This window comes from Tenacibaculum larymnensis, assembly GCF_028829235.1.
Classification (GTDB): Bacteria; Bacteroidota; Bacteroidia; order Flavobacteriales; family Flavobacteriaceae; genus Polaribacter; species Polaribacter larymnensis.
Genome location: NZ_JAIWJY010000005.1, coordinates 233,093 through 252,618, shown reverse-complemented (window position 1 = coordinate 252,618; position 19,526 = coordinate 233,093). Strand labels below are relative to the sequence as shown.

General features: G+C 31.4%; 12 protein-coding genes and 1 pseudogene. 4 read left to right on the top strand and 9 right to left on the bottom strand.

Features of this window, described 5'->3' with window-relative positions; all coding sequences use genetic code 11:
• From LCI24_RS09905 to LCI24_RS09895, 3 genes and pseudogenes are all read left to right on the top strand, one after another.
• Positions 1–937 (top strand): annotated as a pseudogene (locus LCI24_RS09905) (hypothetical protein); the annotation flags it as partial.
• A 13-nt stretch (positions 938–950) separates the two neighbouring features.
• Positions 951–2,180: a T9SS type B sorting domain-containing protein gene (locus LCI24_RS09900; RefSeq protein WP_274640237.1), complete on the top strand. Its 1,230-nt coding sequence runs from the start codon at positions 951–953 to the stop codon at positions 2,178–2,180.
• Between the two features lie 4 nt (positions 2,181–2,184).
• Complete coding sequence (locus LCI24_RS09895; protein ID WP_274640236.1) at positions 2,185–3,099, top strand: PorP/SprF family type IX secretion system membrane protein; 915 nt, start codon at positions 2,185–2,187, stop codon at positions 3,097–3,099.
• 50 nt (positions 3,100–3,149) lie between these two features.
• Here LCI24_RS09895 and LCI24_RS09890 read toward each other — a convergent pair whose 3' ends face one another.
• From LCI24_RS09890 to LCI24_RS09850, 9 genes are all read right to left on the bottom strand, one after another.
• The gene (locus LCI24_RS09890) at positions 3,150–3,317 is read right to left on the bottom strand and encodes a hypothetical protein (protein WP_274640235.1); all 168 of its coding nucleotides are present in this window, start codon (positions 3,315–3,317) and stop codon (positions 3,150–3,152) included.
• Between the two features lie 1,213 nt (positions 3,318–4,530).
• The gene (locus LCI24_RS09885) at positions 4,531–5,373 is read right to left on the bottom strand and encodes a GIY-YIG nuclease family protein (RefSeq protein ID WP_274640234.1); all 843 of its coding nucleotides are present in this window, start codon (positions 5,371–5,373) and stop codon (positions 4,531–4,533) included.
• Between the two features lie 9 nt (positions 5,374–5,382).
• Positions 5,383–7,641: a P-loop NTPase fold protein gene (locus LCI24_RS09880; RefSeq protein WP_274640233.1), complete on the bottom strand. Its 2,259-nt coding sequence runs from the start codon at positions 7,639–7,641 to the stop codon at positions 5,383–5,385.
• 2 nt (positions 7,642–7,643) lie between these two features.
• Positions 7,644–7,886, bottom strand: a complete 243-nt coding sequence (locus tag LCI24_RS09875; protein WP_274640232.1) for a hypothetical protein — start codon at positions 7,884–7,886, stop codon at positions 7,644–7,646.
• Positions 7,887–7,917: 31 nt separating this feature from the next.
• Positions 7,918–8,613: a M48 family metallopeptidase gene (locus LCI24_RS09870; protein ID WP_274640231.1), complete on the bottom strand. Its 696-nt coding sequence runs from the start codon at positions 8,611–8,613 to the stop codon at positions 7,918–7,920.
• Positions 8,613–11,819, bottom strand: a complete 3,207-nt coding sequence (locus LCI24_RS09865) for a type I restriction endonuclease subunit R (RefSeq protein WP_274640230.1) — start codon at positions 11,817–11,819, stop codon at positions 8,613–8,615. The genes LCI24_RS09870 and LCI24_RS09865 overlap by 1 nt, the downstream gene beginning before the upstream one ends.
• A gap of 5 nt (positions 11,820–11,824) precedes the next feature.
• Positions 11,825–14,872 (bottom strand): reverse transcriptase domain-containing protein, encoded by a 3,048-nt coding sequence (locus LCI24_RS09860; RefSeq protein WP_274640229.1) that lies wholly within the window; start codon positions 14,870–14,872, stop codon positions 11,825–11,827.
• Positions 14,873–14,907: 35 nt separating this feature from the next.
• Positions 14,908–16,131 carry a restriction endonuclease subunit S gene (locus tag LCI24_RS09855; RefSeq protein ID WP_274640228.1) on the bottom strand — a complete coding sequence of 408 codons (1,224 nt, stop codon included), beginning with the start codon at positions 16,129–16,131 and terminating at the stop codon, positions 14,908–14,910.
• Positions 16,131–17,660, bottom strand: coding sequence for a type I restriction-modification system subunit M (locus tag LCI24_RS09850; protein ID WP_274640227.1), 1,530 nt, complete (start codon positions 17,658–17,660; stop codon positions 16,131–16,133). The genes LCI24_RS09855 and LCI24_RS09850 overlap by 1 nt, the downstream gene beginning before the upstream one ends.
• A 350-nt stretch (positions 17,661–18,010) precedes the next feature.
• Here LCI24_RS09850 and LCI24_RS09845 point away from each other — a divergent pair, with 350 nt between their 5' ends.
• Positions 18,011–18,700 (top strand): SMI1/KNR4 family protein, encoded by a 690-nt coding sequence (locus LCI24_RS09845; RefSeq protein WP_274640226.1) that lies wholly within the window; start codon positions 18,011–18,013, stop codon positions 18,698–18,700.
• The last annotated feature ends 826 nt before the right edge of the window (positions 18,701–19,526 follow it).

Here is a 19,526-nt window from a genome sequence, read left to right as displayed (position 1 = left end):
TGATTTTATCACTTCCTTAAAAGGAGATACCGGAGCCACAGGAGCAAACGGAACAGATGGAGTAGATGGGAAGTCTGCCTATCAAACATGGTTAGATGCTGGAAACACCGGAACTGAGGCTGATTTTATCACTTCCTTAAAAGGAGATACAGGAGCAAACGGAACAGATGGAGTAGATGGGAAGTCTGCCTATCAAACATGGTTAGATGCTGGAAACACAGGAACCGAAGCCGATTTTATTACCTCTTTAAAAGGAGATACTGGAGCAGCGGGACAAGATGCTACTTTGTCAGGAACAGGAGATCCTAATGGAGTAGTTACAGGTGTTGCAGGTCAAGTTTATACCGATACAGTTTCAGGAATATTATATAAGACTAGCGATGGAACAATATGGAATGAAGTAGATTCAGATACAAAAGATTTAAGTTTGAGCGGTAATACAATTAGTTTAATTGATGGAGGATCTGCTGTTGATATAGGAACTTCTACCTTAGCGGGAGATGTTGCCGGGAACACTTCTTTATCTACCACAAATGAGACAGATATAGCAACGATTAATACCTTTTTAACTAGGTTGAATAATATAAGAGTTGTTACAAATCCAACCTCAAGTACAATTATTGATAATACAGATGGTACAGTAATAATAGAGCAAACAGGGTTACTAAGTCTTGGGTTGGGAGCAAATATAACAATACCAACCCCTAATAGTAGTAATTTGGGAAATAAGATAGTAATTGTAAATAAAGCAGGTAACGGAACTTTACTTGGTCTTTCGGTAGCATTAAACTTAAATATTACAGGTGGAGGTTCTATAAAAGGATCAGGGCTAATTACAGGGCTGTCTACTTTAGGAATGAATTCTTCTATAACAATACAATGTGGTTTTGATGGAGCAGACTATTATTGGTATAAAATTGATGGTACCTCTCTATAATAAGCTGATAATTATGAAAGAAAAGATATTCTCATCAATAATAATGTGTTTGGTCATAGCTGTTAAAGCTCAAACGACAAACATTGGATCTTTTTATATTTCTGAAAACACACTAGTAAGCGTTCATGAAGATTTATTAATAAAAGAATTTGGAGCAATAACAAACGATGGAGACTTGTATGTATTTAAAAACTTTACAAATAATGGAAAATTCAAGTTTTCTAATAATAAAGTAACAGGTTACACAAGTTTTGTAGGTAATAATGAACAGATTATAACGGGTGAAGGAACATCTAGTTTTATGTTTGTGGAGTTTGATAATGAGTCAACAAGTTTAGCTTTTAGTTTAGATAAGGAAATAGAGATTGTAGGAACTACATTTTTTGAAAATGGAATTTTAAAAGCTGAAGAAAAAGGTATCGTAACTTATTTAAATGGAGCTACAAGTACTGGTATTAGTAATAAAAGTTATGTTAATAATAAAGCTCAAAAAAAAGGAAATGAAGGTTTTACTTTTCCTGTAGGAGATTATAAATCGCAAACTTTTGTTCCTAGGACTCTAACTATATCACCTCCTTCAGATCCTAACACAAATTTTTATGTCTGTTTTAATTGGGAAAAGGCAAATATTGATTTCGATAAAAAAGAAGAAGATATTGGTTTAATAAATATGAATGAGTTCTGGGAAATTCAAAATAAATCTAATGAAGAGTTGGTGGAGTTAACTTTAACATGGAGCAGTGTAACGACACCAAAAATTTTTTATTCAGACCCAAGTAAACTAATGATAGTACGATGGAGTGGTGAAGAGTGGGTTAAAGAAAGAGAAAATGTATACATAGACACTCGTAGTAAAAGTATAACAGCAAAAGCTTCAGGATATGGTATTTTTACATTAGCATGCGAAAGAAAAAGAGGAACAATTGACCCTGTTATAGACTTTTCTGCCTCAAATTCTTTTTCTCCAGATGGTGATGGTGTTAATGATGAATTTGTAATACCAGGTTTGTCAGAAGCATATCCTAAATTTAAAATAAAAATATACAATAGGTATGGTAATGTAGTTTATGACTACAGTAATAATAATGAGTTGAATCCAACCTGGTGGGATGGAAAGTCGCATGGTAGGTTAACATTAACAGGAGACCAAAAAGCAATGCCAGCGGCTACTTATTGGTATGTAGTGGATTTTAATGACGGAAAAACGAAACCATACCAAGGCTGGTTATATTTAAATAAATAGCTATATGAAAAAGAAAATATATATACTACTACTAGTAAGTATAAGTAGTAAAATATTCGCTCAACAAGATCCTCAATACACTCAATATATTTATAATATGGAGGTTATTAATCCAGCTTATGCAGGTAGTAAAGAAGGTATAAGTTTAGGTTTATTAGCACGATCACAATGGGTAGGTGTTAGCGGAGCGCCAAAAACATTTAGTGGATTTATACATAGTCCAGTAAGTAGAAAAGTAGGGTTAGGTTTATCTTTAATTCACGATAAAATAGGTCCAGTAAGTGAAACACATGCCTATGCCGATTTTTCTTTTACAATTAATACTTCAGAAAAAGCTAAACTAGCTTTTGGGTTAAAGGCAGGAGCAACTTTTCAACAAATAGGTTTGTTAACATTAAATCAAGTAGAATCTAATGATCCAAAATTTAATCAGAATAGTAACAAAACATACCCAAATTTTGGTGTAGGAGCATTCTATTACAAAGAAAACCTTTACGTAGGAGCTTCAGTACCAAACTTATTAGAAACATTACATTTTGAAAGATCAAACGGAAAAATAACCAAAGCATCAGAAAAAATACATGGATTTTTGACAGCAGGGTATGTAATAGGTTTAAAAAATAATTTTCAATTAAAACCTTCAACATTAGTTAAGTATGTCGATTCAGCTCCTTTGTCATTAGACTTATCGTTAAATTTATTATGGAATAATAAAGTGGAATTTGGAGTATCTCATCGTCTGGATGACTCGTGGAGTGGAATAGTTAATTTTAGAATTGGAAAAGACTTGCGATTAGGTTATGCGTATGATTATACAGTATCTAATCTAGGAGAATTTAGTTCAGGGTCGCATGAATTCTTATTATTATTCGATTTTAAAACAGAAGAAAATACTTATAAACAACCAAGGTTTTTCTAAATTATAAAAACATAAAAGCTGTTTTTAAACAGCTTTTATGTTTTTTAGTTTTAATCCCATAAACCACAACATTCACCACTAATAGGCATAAGACAAGTAGCGACTTCTCTAGGGATAGGAACACATAAGTCTGTTACAGGGTCATCACCACCTCCATTAATAAGTTGTTGTTCATTTTTGTTTAAGATAGAACCTAAGTTCAAAATGTTTTTAATCATAACTTTAGTTTTTAGAGTTTAAAAATAAAAAGTTCATAATAGGAAACTGTTTAAATAACCGTAAAAAAAGTAAGGTGTTCTCATACTTTTAATACAAGAGTAGGAGAGAGCAATCTGTTTTTCGACTATTGTCATTTCGAAGGAGTATGCGACTGAGAAACCGTAAGGTTCAGAAAAGCTAAATCTTTAAGTTAAGAGTAACTTATATTCTTGAGATTACGTGACTCCATTATATTCTATTCATAATGATATTTAGTTTAATGTAGTATTGTTCTTTTTTTATTGATGAAACAGCACCAAAAAAATCTAGTCTTTCGAAACCTTTACTCGAAAATTATCATCCTCGAAACTAAATGAAAAGAACTCGCTGTCGCTCAAACAGCTTTTCATTTATAACGTTTCTTGCGGTGTAATTTTCGGTTTGTTTTCTAAGGACGTTTTTATTACTGTCATTTCGAAGAAGCGATTTTATGAGCGATTGAGAAACCTCAAGGTTATGAGTAACTAATTTCCATTCATAATAACGTTGAAATGTCAGTTCGAGTGATTTTGTGTAACGTAGTAGAACAAAATAGTATCGAGAACCTTGTTACAATCCAATACCTTTCGATATAAAATTCCCTTCACTTCGTTTCGTAAATTTCACTCGAAGTGACAGTTTGTTGTTAACTTTTAGCTTGTTTTCTAAGGACGTTTTATTACCGTCACTGTAAAGGAGATAAAGAAGTATAATAAATAAAACTCGACCTATTTTTATTTTGGTAGCATTCGAGGTTATGGAGTACAAGAGAATCCAAAGAGTTTACGGTCTGGATTCGAATACGAAATACAACGTAGAATTCAAAAAAAGAAAAAGAAGTCTTGATTTTTTGTTTCGTTTTGTATCAAGACAAAATGAAAGTATATGTTCATGAGGTTACGTCATTTTCCATTTCTATTTCGTTGAGTGTCCGTTCGTAATCACGTTATTGTTGGTTTCCGTCATTGCGAGGAGGTATGACGAAGCAATCTTTTTCTCGACTATTGTCATTTCGAAGGAGTATGCGACTGAGAAATCTTTAAGTTACGAGTAACCCCCATTCATGAGATTTAACTCTACCGAACTTAATGTTAAAAATACCTTTCTATACCTGTACACCAAAAAAAGAATCAAACAAAAAAGTGTACAAGTGGTGTACACCAAAAAAGTTGTAAGAAAAAAAAGTGTACAAGATTATTTTCTTTTTAATTCATCTAAAGTTTTACCATTTTTATCTTTCCAAGATGTCCATCCATTTGCAGCTCTACCTAATAAAGAAGCAGCAGCGGCACTTGGAGAATTAAAGATATAGTCTTGTTGAAACACATAAACATTGTTTTCGTTTTTAAGTATTTGTTCCTCTAAAAGCCTTTTTCTTAAAACGGAAATCCATTTATTTATCCCTTTAGTTTCTGCTAAGTTAGCTTTTCCTCCTTTGTAAACAAGAAAACCATCATCGGTTAGTTCTCCAATAGCAGAAGCATCTTTACCTTTACAGTAGAATAATTCTTTTTGGGTTGTAGCTTTTCTTTTTTCCTCAAAAATAGGATACCCCAAAGTTGCAAGTAAAACTTTTGCTGTTTCAAAATTGTCTAGTAAGTCATGTTCTCTACTTTCTGAAATTGATAGTTTATTAGAGCCTGTACCATTGTATAGTTTATACCTTCCTATTTCTTCCGCTTTTTTTATACAGTAATGTTCTAAGAACTTACTATCAGCTTTGTTATAATCATTAGTTTTTGAAACTACAATAACACAATGTGTCCAAAAGTCTTTTTCTCGGTTATGTGATTGTATTCTAGTAAAACAATCTTCTCCTTCACCAATATAAACAATAGGTTTTGTACCGTCTTCTGAAACTCCAAATAAAAAATATACTCCTGTAAAATGAACCATTTCACGTTGACTTACTTCTTGTATTTTATTTCTAGGGAATAAAATAGCTTTTACCAATCTACTGGTAATTTCTGCTTCGCGAATACTAGTTGGTGAACCATCTGGTAAAAATATTTGTATAGTTTGTGGGCGATTAATCATAGTTTGTTTTTAATATGGAGCTACAATATCAATAATTTTTTGAGTTGAATTTTTTAATGAATCTGATATGTTTTTTAATTCAAAAATCTCACTATTAGTTTTCTCATTGTTATTTTCTGCTTCTAAATCTTTATTTCTATTTTCAATTATTTTGTCTAACACTACCTTACACCATGCTTGATTAGGAACTTCATTATTATTGAATGATTTAGCTAAATCTTTAGCTAATAAATAACGGTACATAAAAATACGAAGTTGGCGTGGTGTAATATTACCTTTTAGTTTTTTTGCTGACTCTTTTAATAAATCTAATTCCTTCGATTTAATAGTGTAAATTTCTTTTTTATTACCTTCTTTCTTCATGTTAGATATATTTTCTTGTTCAGACACTTGGGACTCCATAGATTCTTCAAAAAAATGATTATTTGCTTCAATAATTTCTGTTTTTAAGACTCTATTTCCTTCACTATCAATTTTGTGACTGGTAACTTGAATATTTGTTTTTCTGTCTATTACTTCAACTCCAATCTTTTCTGCATAAGAGTCTATAATAATGTCTTTTTCCATATCATATAGTGGAGGTAATTTAATACAAGCTATGAATAATTTATCTAAATATTCTTTTATTAAAGAGCACTTTCTATCATTATTTCTTTTGTCTAGAAACTCTTTATATTTTAAGGCAATGGCACGTTCTAATATTTTTTCGTCAATAGCAGTTACAATTACAACTCTTTTTACAATGTCATCATCTTCCAGCATCACACGTAAAGCATCAATTACCTGTATTAATCGTTCTTCTTTACATCTATCTAAATCATCAACAAAAAGCAAGATTCGTTTTCTGGATTTATTTTTTGTATTATCTGGAATCCATGTTTTTAATACGTATTTTAATTCTTCTTGAATTTCTGCTTGTATACCAAGTAGTTTATTAAAATTTGGTTTATGTGTATATTTTTTTATTAATCTTTTACCTTTATCTCCTAGCTTCCATGCTTTTTTTAAAAATAATAATGTTTGTATAGAAGCAGAAGTTATAAAGAATGTTTTCCAGAACTCGATATCTCTTTTTAGTTCAGGATATATAAATACTATAGTTATGGCTAATACCAATAACATTAAAAATATTATGGTGTCTCCAAAGCCATTTCTAATTCTATTTAAGCGAAATAGGAGTTTAAACTCTTTTAACTTAGAAGTTAGGTAGTATTTGTCTTTTTTATGTGTTAAGTATTCTTCTGTTATTTGTTGATATAAATACGCCCAAACGCCCTCTGTGTCTTGGTATTTCCAAGCATGAAATTTAACAAAATAAAACTCACTTTTTTCTTTATCATTTATATTAAGTTTATCAATTACTTGGTCTATAAAGAAAGTTTTTCCTCTTCCCCATTGACCAAATACACCTAACATTTGTCCATAATTCCCTTCAAGGTTGGTTAATAACCTAGCAAAATTATTACTTAAGATATCTACATCTAATTTTGGAGATACATTTATGTCGTTTATTCCCTTAAATGATTTTTTGCCACTAAAATGAACTTCTAGAGGTTTAACGGATTCTTTTTTTTTTGTTGAACTTAGAAAATTATGATAATAGTTTTTTTCAAACCAAAGCTTAATCGTTTTTTCTTTAATCTCTTGTTTTTGAACTTCTCTAATTCCTGCATCTAGTCTATAAATAAACTGTTCAGAAGAACTTAGATTATATATAGTAGCTTTAGCTGTTAAAATCCATTCTTCCCATTCAATTTCTAACTTTTCAAATTGTTTCTGTAGTTGAGGAGTATTAGTAACGGGGAGCATTTCACTATCAACTCGGGCAATAGCAGTAACAATATGTCCATCCATTATAACTACTAAATCGCCAGTATGATATTTGAATCGTTCTACGCTAATAACAATTTTTTCTATTTCTAGTAAACTTTTATAGTTAGGCTTTCCTTTACCCCATCTTGTCCCCAATTTCCAGACCCTACCTGTATCACCACCGCCAAGATGTTTTCCTTTTTTGTTAAAAATAGGAAACCCCATTTTTTGAAGAAATTTGTTAGTGGAATCTCCTTCATTTAAAGAAAATTCTTCCTGATTTAACCCTTTCGATTTTGCAGCTAAACGAATCACTTCTTTTGGAGGATAGAGTTTGTCAAAAATCAACACATCATATTGAGTGGAAGGAGTTAAATTAGAAGGAAGTATATTTCCATGATCCAACCCTCTAAAAATATCTTCTTTTGTTACTAGTTTTGCCAAGTTTTCTACCATAGCTACATTGCTTTATTAGTTTTTAATAATTCAAATTCACTACTTAACCCTTTAAACGAAGTATTGGAATCACTTACTTTCCCATACAAAAAGTTATAATTTGGAGTACTTTTAGTTGTGCCTCCACCAATAGACAGCCCTAAACTTTTTACTAGTTGAGTATCATACTTTTCTAAAACGATAATAGTTCCTGTTGGTATATGTTTTAAAGTACTACCAATTTGAAACGGGGGACGTTTTTTCATTGTTATATAATTTTTTAGTTAATTTAATATTTTAAGCCAAAAGCGTTTCTAGTTTCATTTTCCATTTTTCCCAATCGGGCATTTCGTGAGTTTGTAAATTAAAGAAAGCTTTAGTGTGATCTCTATGGATTAAATGACATAATTCGTGGATTATCACATATTCTATACACGCTTTTGGTGCTTTTATTAGTTCAGGGTTTAATAGTATTCTTCCTTTTGAAGAGCAAGAACCCCAGCGATATTTCATTTTTTTTATTTCTAACCTAGTAGGCTCAACTTGATATTTTTTAAAACGCTCAATATGTATTTGAGATAATTTTTTAAACCAAATTTCAGCTTTTTGACGATACCAGCCTTCTAATAAATTTTGTGCTTTACTTTTATCTATTGTATAAACTTCAAGAAACCTTCCAGTATATTTTACTTTATTAGTATCTGCTTTAATAACTCTTAACTGATATTGCCTCCCCAAATACAAATGAGTTTCTCCAGAAATATATTTTCTTTCTGTTATTCTTGGTTCAAATGATAAAAAATGATCTTTCTGTTTTAAAATCCATGGTGCTCGTTTTCTTACCTTCTCTTGAACTTTATTTAAGGAAGTATGTAGTGGAGCTTTTATTTCTACTTTTCGATTAGGAAAAACTTTAATACCTAAAGATTTCCTGTCTACAAAATGAATATAGTATTCAATTTTTTCAGATCCATATTGTATAAAATCCATCATTATTTATATCTTATTTTAGCTACATCTACCATTCGTTCTGCAATCTTATCAATTTCACTAAAACCTATTTTTATATCATATTGATCTCTAATATGATCTATGATATAATCACCTATTAGCATTATCATTTTTTTAGGAATATCTACACTCTTTGCCCAGTCTACCTTTATAAGGCCTAAAATTATTTCATCTGCTTTTAATGCTAATCCTTCAGCAATCTCAGATTTACCCTCGGTTTCAGATATTAAGTGCTCTAATTCTTCCATAGTAATCCCATAAAAGGCTCTTGCTACTTCTTTCTTTTGTAAACTTTCTGGAATTTTAGCATCCGCCCCACTTAATACAGCTGCTTTAATTTCATTAATTTTGGTAAGATATTCGCTTTCATTAATTCTGTATTGTAGATAGTCCTCAATGGTATCTTTTACCATTTGAGAAAACTTCTTATAAAAAGCAGGATCTTCTTCCATTTTTTCAGAAATATACTTAGCAGTACGTGAAGCAATCATATCTGCTTTAGCAGCTTTTCCTTCTAGCTTTATAACTTCTTCTTCAAAAGCTTCTTTATCAAAAATGTTTACCAAATCAGTTAATTGTACCACTCCAGATGTTGGAATATGGGAATCTATTAATTTTTGAATTTGCCCTTCGTATTGCTTATAGTCAATGGCATCTGAATAGCGTGAAACTACAGCAGTCTTTAACTTCATAAAAAACGCTAAATCTTCTTTGTAACGCTGTAGTTGTTTTTCGGGGGTGTTTTTATGAAAATCAATAGATGACAATGCTAGTTTTAGTAAACGAGCATATACACTTAATTGGTTGTAGAATTTTGCTCGTACAGCTTCATCACGTAATAATTGTTGATACGCTTCTGCATCTTTTTTATTTTCTATAGCTTCAAATAATTGCCAAAGATCAGAATGTGCTTGTGGTAATTTTTCTATTTCAACATTAATATTAGTAAGTGTACCTTGTAATTGTTCTTCATCAAAATCCTCAAAAGTAGAGTAAGTTTTTAGAGCACTGTCTAATTCTTTTAATACACCATAATAGTCAATGATATAACCGTAGTCTTTGTCTTTTGCTACCCTATTTACTCTAGCTATTGCTTGTAATAAGGTGTGCCCTAATAACTTTCTGGTTAAATATAGAACCGTATTTTGAGGTGCATCAAAACCCGTTAATAGTTTGTCTACAACAATAATTAGTTCGGGATGATGGTCGTTCTTATAACGGTTTACAATATTAGTTTGATATTTTTTTGCAGAACCATGTTCATCCATCATTTTATGCCAAAACTTTTTTACAAGTTCTGAGGTTTCTCCATAGGCAGAATCTTCTCCTTCTCGTTCATCAATAGGGGAGATGACTAATTCACTGCTGACTCTGCCAATTTCGTCTAAATACTTTTTATATTTTACAGCTGCTTGTTTACTTTGACAAACAACTTGCCCTTTAAAACCAGTATCTTGAAAGTTCTTGGTATAATGGTTGGTAATGTCCCAACAAATGGCATAGATTTTTTGATCAGCTGTATTTAGTTGGTCTGCTCTACTAAATTTTCTTTTTAAATCGGCTTTTTCATAATCAGATAGAGGTTCAGATACCATGTTAAAGAAGTTATCTAAAGGAGCTGAGTTTACCTCTTGTAAAGCATGTCTTCCTTCATATAATAAGGGTACAACTGCTTTGTCTTCTACCGCTTGATCTACGGTATAACTATCTATTAGTGTTCCGAATTTAGATAAAGTGTTTTTATCTTTTTTAAATAGTGGTGTACCTGTGAATGCAATAAAACAAGCATTGGGCAATGTTTTTTGCATTTCTATATTAAAGGTACCATGTTGTGTACGATGCCCTTCATCTACTAACACAAAAATATTAGGACTTTCTAACGGAGTGTTTATTTTTTTTACTGCTGTTGTAAACTTATTTACAATGGTAGTAACTACCGCATCGCTTTTACTTTTTAGTAGCTCCACTAGTTGTGTGCCAGATTTGGCATTTGCTACCTCTATACCACATTTTTTAAAAGTCCCTGTTATTTGTGTGTCTAAATCTGTTCTATCCGTTACTAAAATAATTTTTGGATTCTTAATACTACTTTCCATAGCAATAGCCTGTGCTAGCATAACCATGGTTAACGATTTCCCACTTCCTTGGGTATGCCATACTACACCACCCATTCTTTTCCCTTCTTGTACATGAGTTATTTGCTGCATTGCTTTGTGTATCGCAAAATACTGTTGGTAACGTGCAACTTTTTTTGTTCCATTGTCAAATAAGGTAAAGTTGTAAGCTAAATCCAACAATCGTTCTGGTTTACATAAACTGAAAATGTATTGATCTTGTGGTGTTGGTAATATTTTAGTTTGTTCTAAAGCATCAAAATAAGCACGTACATATCTATATCGCTCCGTAAATAAACTATTCTTTACTTGAGTTGAAAGCGGGATGTTTTTTAATTGTAGTAGAGTCTCTTCATAGTGTAACTCTTCTTCTTTACTTTTAAAGTTTTCTTGCCATTTTGCCCAAAATTTCTCTGGTGTACCTGTAGTGGCATAGCTTCCTTCATTTACCGTTACACTCATTAGCAATTGCGCCAAACTATACAAATTGCGAATACCATCTTCTTTTTGGTTGCGTAAGTTTTGTGATATTGCTTGTTGCAGTGGCTCTTTCATATCTGGTCGTTTACACTCTATAACACAAAGAGGTATTCCATTTACAAACAATACAATATCTGGGCGATAATGTTCTTTTAAACCCGAACGCAACACACTAAACTCTTCTGTTACATGAAATACATTGTTTTCAGGGTGCTTCCAGTCAATATAATGAATATCAAAACTCTTTCGATCTCCATCAATACTTTGCTCTACAGATTTACCCAAGGTTAGTAACTCATATAATTTTTGTGCAGTACTAATATAACCATCTACCATAGGTACATCTCGTAAGGCTATTATAGCTGCTTCAATATTACTAGCTGTAAAGGCAACTTCTTTGATAGAAGAAACTTTTGCTGTATTAATTCGCTTAAGTTGTTCCCGCAAAATGCTTTCTAAAAAAACGCCTGATGTTTTATGGCCTCTTTCTGCTAAGGCGTCTTCTGGATTCATATAGATATAGCCCATAGCAATTAATAACTGCAAAGCTGGGAGTTGTGAGATATGATCTTCTTTAAAGGATGGTGTTTGCATAACAATTATCTGTTTTCTGGGTTAGAATGATCAAAATCAGGTGGTGTGTTTTTAAATACTTTTGTGTCCTGACCAGAAATTCTGGTTTTTTGAAATTCTCTAAGTTTCTTAATATCAATTTTACCTAATAGAACTACACTATTTTCTCCTCCTTTTAATCTTAAAATGTCTTTAGATTCTGTTTTAGAAGGTTTTGTTATTCTGGAATCTCCAAAATCTGAACTATTGGCTTGAACAAAGTAACAATGTATATCTCTAGAAATTGTTTCTGCTATATTAGAAAAGTAATTTACATCTTGGTTGTATTCTGAAGCAAATAACACATCTACTTTTGATTTGAATAAAGCTCTATGATTAATATCTGCTAATTCATAACAATTATAATTACTAAAATACATTCCTCTCCAAATAAATAAATTGTACAAAGCTTTATTTAGTTTGGGTACTATTTTACCTCTATCTACTATAAGCTTTGTTTCTCCGGGAGAATAATGATTTTTTAGTCTGAAATTAATAACAACATCTTTAATACCATTATGCTCCATTGGTAAAATGGTTGCTAATAAATTATAGCATACATTATTAATCCGTATATGTTCTAAGCCTACAATTATAGCGCGTTGTTTTCTACGGGCTTGGTCTGCCAAAACAGGGAGCCACCTGTACGGAGTACTAACTTCTGGTAATATTAAAATATCTGCCTTTACTTTTTCTGCACCATTTAATAGGTCTATAAAATCTTTACGTCGTTCTTTATCTGTATTAGGGGTATCGAATAATGATTGAGCTATATTGGTAGCTTTTACTTTTGTATTGGCTACGGCTATTTTTAAATCGTGTTCTATTTTTTTTGATTGCGGAATTTCTAAAGTATTATACCCTAATTTTTGATCACAACTTCGATAACCTTCATTAATTTTAAAATAATATTTTTTTAAATTTTCAGAATAATTAGCGACTTCATGCCCATTTTTTGATACATAAAACGTGTTTCTATATTCATGATTTACTTTAAAAAAAGTATCAAAACTATTATGATAGATGTTTTGCCCAAAATCTTCAAACATTTTTAAGTCATAACCTTTTGCCTGAAAAATTAACTCTCTTAAAAAATCAATACAATTAAACTCATACAGGTAAATAAAACGCGGGGCATACATTAATTTCTTCTCATCAAAATTAAAGTTTGTCTTATCTAAATCTGTGCTTAGTAATCTTAAATAATCATACTTAACCAAATTTACATCCCTTTCATTGGTAATTTTTAAGTAATTAAGCAAGGGGACAATAACAAAACTATTACGTAATAAATTAGAAGTAATGTATTGCTTTTTTAAAGCATATACATTTTTATAAAACGTATTACTAAACCAATCATAGTTAAATCTTTTACACCTATCACTCCACCAATTTAGATCAACAAAGCCAGGATTTAAAGCCGTTGCCATAGCACAACAATTCATTAGATATTCTCCTAAATATTTTTTAGTGTTTTTTAGATCATTACTTTTCACTTTAGGGCTACCTGAAGATTTTATACAATCTATAGAATTAATTGTCTCTTTAAAAAATTTCCAAAAGGCATCTTTATCATCAACAATTACAAAATAGGTTAGTACTTTCTCCCAAAGATTTGAAAATTCAAGATTTACGATTCCTTTGAAAAAAGTAAGAATTTGCTCAGTTGTTTTATCATCTTTTTTATTGTCAGACAATAAACTTATTTTTATACGCTTGGCTAAAAATATTGAAGCACCGTATTTACTCTGTTTGATGTCAGTAACACTTCTTAGTTTATTAACCGTATCAGTATAGGTTAATTCATACACACTTTCATCAAAATCATCATTGATATCATTTTCGTTAGGCAAAAACCAAAAGGCACTAGAATGTTGTTCTATTTTCTTTTTAAACATATCTAATACTGCCTGAGATTCTTTACTTTCAAAAGAGTATAAAATGATTTTATCTTTTTGAATTTCAATATTTTCATCACTAATAAACTGGTAAGTAATTTCTTTTTGAATTTCTATGCACTTACGTCTACCTGATTGATGGATAATCTTTTTCTTATTTGGTATAGGGTCAAAAATTCTTCGATCAACAAAAAACTTATGTAGAAATTCTTCGAGAGAAGATTGAAACCTATTAGTATCATAGGTTTTTGAAATCTTGGTATTACTTAAAACAATTAAAATATCATCAACATACCTACCATAATAAGCAGGAGAAAGTTCCTGTTTTATTTTTTTATCAAAATCTTTTAAGAACCAATTGGCTAAAATTCCAGAGGACAATATACCAATAGGCATAATCCCTTTAGAGTTTTTGGGGCATATCTTCTGATAAGCATCATTAATATCAAAAATCATTTGAGTAAACAAAGTTCCCTTTTCTCCTGTGTCATTTACAATTCTAGTGTGGATTTCTTCTTGTAAATCAGGATGGTAATTTATGTTGTAGTAGTACTCTTTAATGTCTAATGACAACACTACAACATCTGTACCTTCTGCAACTATGTTCTTTGCTAAATCTACTCCTTTATCTCGCCATCTTTGGTATTGATCAAAATAGGGTTTAAACAAACGTAAACCATCTACTACATTTCCGCTTTCTGAGTTCAATTCTAAATAATAGGCGTAATTATCTTTATGGTAATCTTTATGCAATACATAGCCTTCTTTTAAAATCCATAGAATGGAAATAATATGTAATTCTACCGGTCCTTTAAAAAAATAATTTACTTTTTCTAAAAGATAACTACTTTCTGTAAAGTTGTTGCTTATAATATTATCGCCATAATTAAACGGTTCTCTTGAAAACTTTTTAGGAGCTACATAATAATCTATTTCACTTAATAATGCTTTAAAATAGCTTTCCTTTTTTACAGGAGCATTTAAAAAGCTAACAAGATCGTTTAAACACTTTTCAAAATTCGGGCTTGATTCAAATTCTGCTATTTGTTGTCTTAGTAGTAGTGAAAAATTATCATAATACACATAGCTTTTTAATTTCCTATAGGCTAAATCAACATCCTTTCTCTCAAATTTCATTTTCATTTTTTTAGTTTGGTTGGTTATGTTTTACATTAAAATTTCAATCTTTTTTTACCCGTTAACAACTGCTGCATTACCCCTTTCTTTTGTTCTTGTAGTTGTGTTAGCTGCTTTTGTAGTAATTCTATTTCTTTGTCTGCGGTATTTAATATATTGGCAATAGCAGTTTGTTCTTTATATTTGGGAATAGTTATTTTTAGCTTTAAAAAATCCTTTTTACTCATAACTCTGTTTCTACCCGCACCTCCCGGAGATATTAATTCTAATAAAAACCTAAATCTTTTAGTCTTGATAAACTGTTCAAAAAACAAAGAATTTCCTATATCTTTTTTAAAAGTATAGGTAGGAAATCTATGAGAAACCAATCCTTCATCATCCTCTTGCTTAACAATTGCAATTGCTCCTTCCCATGCAAAAGTTATATTAACTATAAGATCATTTTTTTTAACTCTAAAAAGTTTATCAATAGCAATATCTTCTGGTTTAAAATTTTTATTCTGAAAAGTTCCTTTGCAATGACTTCTTATACCTAGTTTTGTAAATGGTATGTCAGGTTTAGTTATTGGTCTAGGAGTATAATCTAAAAAATACGTTAAACTCTTTTCCTTCCACTCCTCAGTAAACCCAGGTAACCGTTTTTTACCCGTTAACAATTGTTGCATTAAGGCTTTCTTTTGGGTTTGTTTAGCTTGTATGAGTTGGGTTTGTTTTTCTATCGCAGTATCCCAAGTAGCTAAACAATTAGCTATAGCTTTTTGTTCTTGGATTGGGGGAATAAAGATCTTTAAAGGAATAATATGCTTATTGTTAATTTGAGGAATTGTTGAAGTATCTGCTATTTTATATAATTTTCTTTTTAATATGTAATAAAATAAATATTCAATATCCAATAAATCTAAATTGATAGTAATTGACATCAAATTACTATCCATAAATAAATCTGATCTTGTAATTCTTACCTTATTATTTAATATCGCTGCACCTCTTTTTGGAAATATAATACTCCCTTTAGGTATAATATTTTTACTTTTTTTTACTTGAAATTTCCCTTCTAACTGATACTTTAAAGAATTATTTAAATCATCGACTTTAATGTATGAAATACCTCCATCAAACTCTTCAAATTTTGAAGGACTCTCGCCACTTCTAATATCAATATATTTACCTATCCTATCAACATTCCACTCCTTAGGAATCCAACCCAATTTTGTTTTTTTATAGCCTGCTCTTTCCGCTACAACTTCTTGTGCTGCCATTATAATCCCAACTCTTTTAAATAGTTTTCCATAGTTCCACGTACCTCATCTAACTCCTTTTCCAAGGTTGTAATGTCTTTTTGTACTTGAGTAATGTCAATTTCCGCTTCTTCTTCAAAAGTATCTACATAACGTGGTATGTTTAAGTTATAATCGTTCTCCTTTAATTCTTCTAGAGTCGCTACATGACTGTATTTATCTTCAATAACGCCTGCGGTAAGTTTATTTTCTTTAAATTGAGTGTACGTTTGTACAATACGCGTTATATGCTCGGGTAATAATCGGTTTTGGTTTTTATCGCTCACAAAGCTTTGGCTAGCATCTATAAACAAGGTTTCGGTACGCTCTTCTTTGCCTTTATTAAACAATACAATAGCCGCAGGTATACCTGTGCCAAAAAACAAATTGGCTGGTAACCCAATAACCGCATCTAATAAATTATCGGTAATTATTTTCGTTCTTATTTTTCCTTCAGCACTTCCTCTAAACAAAACACCGTGGGGTACTACCACACCAATCATACCCGTAGCTTTATACGCACTTTCAATCATGTGAGTAATAAACGCCCAATCGCCTTTACTCTTTGGTGGTAATCCTCTATGAAAACGTTCAAATCTGTCGTCTTGTAAGTCTTCTTGTCCCCATTTATCTAAAGAAAATGGTGGGTTCGCTACCACAGTATCAAACTTCATTAAAGCATCGCCCTCCAAATGTTTTGGATTACGTAAAGTATCTCCCCAACGGATATTGGCATTGTCAAACCCATGTAAAAACATATTCATTACTGCCAAAGCCCAAGTACTTCCGTTTGCTTCTTGTCCGTATAACGAGAAGTTCGTATCGCCAACTTCTTTACCCGCTTTTATTAATAGTGAAGCAGAACCACAAGTAGGATCATAAATTCTGGCTCCAGATTTAGATTTGGTAAGCTTTGCTAATAAAGTAGAAACTTCTGCTGGTGTATAAAACTCTCCTGCTTTTTTACCTGCATCACTAGCAAAGTTTTTAATTAAGTATTCATACGCATCACCAATAATATCATTCCCTTCTAAATGCGATGGTGTTAAATCTAACTTTGCAAAGTCTTGTAGTAAGTTTTTTAAACGGGCATTTTTATCTTTCTTATCTCCTAAGTTACTGCTGTTAAAACTTACGTTTCTAAAAATCCCTGCACCATCTGCACTGGTTAGTTTTTCTCGGTTAGCCTCTTCTAAATCTGCTAAACCTATATCTATTAACTCTCCTATATTAGGTTCGTTTCTTTGATCATACAACCAATTAAAATGGCTATGTTCTGGAACTACAAAACGTTCTAACTGCATGGCTCTGTTAGCTCTTTCTATATTTCCATTGTACTTTTTTAAGTACTCATTATGCTTTTCTGTATATACATCTGATACGTATTTTAAGAACAGCATTACTAAAATGTAATCTTTGTATTGACTTGGATCTATTACTCCTCTAAACGTATCGCAGGCTTGCCAAACTACACCATTAATATCCTCCGTTGTAACCTTGGTTTTTTTCATGTATGATTATTAAATCTCTTTATTTTGAAGTTTTTAATTTTTACTTAATATGATTTTTTAAAAGCCTCTAAAAATAATAAAACCCGTACAATTACCCTACGGAAAACCATAAGAAAACATAAAAAAGAGGTGAGTGTGTTAAAAATAAAATGTAGTGTGATGGTAAACGTTTAAAAAATATACGCACCGTAATAGAAAAATGTTTGTTTTTAGAATTTTGTTAGTTTTAAAAAAGTATTTATCGTTTTAAAAAAAGTAATAATAAATTAGAGGTTTTTGTGTGTGGTTTTGAAGTATATATAAAATATAGATTTTTGGTAGATTGCAGCTTACATAAAAACATACATACTATGAAAAACAAGATAGAAGAATTGTTAGCGGTAATTTCAACAAAGTTTTCAGAAATAAGAGAAACATTACCACCAGGAGCTAGTGATACAGCAATAGAGCGTGTAGAAAAAGAGACTAACTTACCAGTACCGCAATCGTTAAAATACTTATTAAAAATAACCAATGGAGACGAGAAGTGGGGTGAAAGCCCACACGGATTTTTTAGCTATTTTTTATATAGTTGTAATCGTATTATTGATACCTATAACTTTTTTAAAGAACGCGAAAACCAAGCATATCCAGATAGTGTTTATCAAAAAGATTTGGTAAAAAATATTTTGTATAGCACCAAAAGATTACCCTTTGCTACCGATGGCTCTGGTCAATATTTGTGTATTGATTATGACCCGGCAGAAAAAGGAACTTACGGACAAATTATTTACTTGCCATGTGGGGAACCAGAACCTGTTTCGGTTATTGCAGATAGTTTTGATGATTTTGTAGACTTTCTTATTGATGAATACAAAAATGATCGATTTTATATTGATGATGAAAGAACCGAATGGGATGAGGAAGAATGGACAGAATGGAGGGAAGACCAACAAAGTGATTATAGCAAAGTAGAAATTATTTTTGAGCATAACCATAGAGATGATTGGACGGATATTGCTGATAAATACAATAAAAAGAAAGGAATAGTAAGTGATTAATTAGTTATTGTCGTCATTGCGAGGAGAGTAGGACGAAGCAATCTTTTTCTCGATGACTGTCATTTCGACCAGCGGGAGAAATCTTAAGATTACGAGTAACTCCCATTCAAGAGATTACGTCACTTTCCACTTCGACTACGCTCAGTGTCCGTTCGTAATGACGTTTTATTATTGTCATTGTAAAGTAAAGAAGGCTTATGAGTAAAAACCGGCCTATTTTTATTTTACTAGAATTCAAGGTTATGGAGTATGAGAGAATCCAAAGAGTTTACGGTCTGGATTCGAATACGGAATACAACGTAGAATTCAAAAAAGGAAAAATAAGTCTTGATTTTTTGTTTCGTTTTGTATCAAGACAAAATGAAAGTATATGTTTGTGAGTAACTCCTATTCATGGGGTTTAGCTCCGCTGAACCTTACGGTTTCTCACACTTCGCAACCGCTCGGTTCGAAATGACCGTTTTGTTTATTGTAGTATTATTCTTTTTCCATTGATGAAAAAGAACCAAAAAATCTAGTCTTTCGAAACCTTCACTCGAAAATTATCATCCTCGAAACTAAATGAAAAGAACTCGCTATTGCTCAAACAGCTTTTCATTTATAACGTTTCTTACGGTGTAATTTTCGGCTTGCTTTCTGAGGACGCTTTTATTACTGTCATTGCGAGGAGGTAGGACGAAGCAATCTGTTTATCGGTTACTGTCACTTCGAATATATGTGTGAGATCTTAAGGTTATGAGTAGCTCACATTCATAAGATTACGTCACTTCACTACGTTTCGTTCGTAATGACGTTATAGGAGACAGAGAAGAGTATGAATAACCGA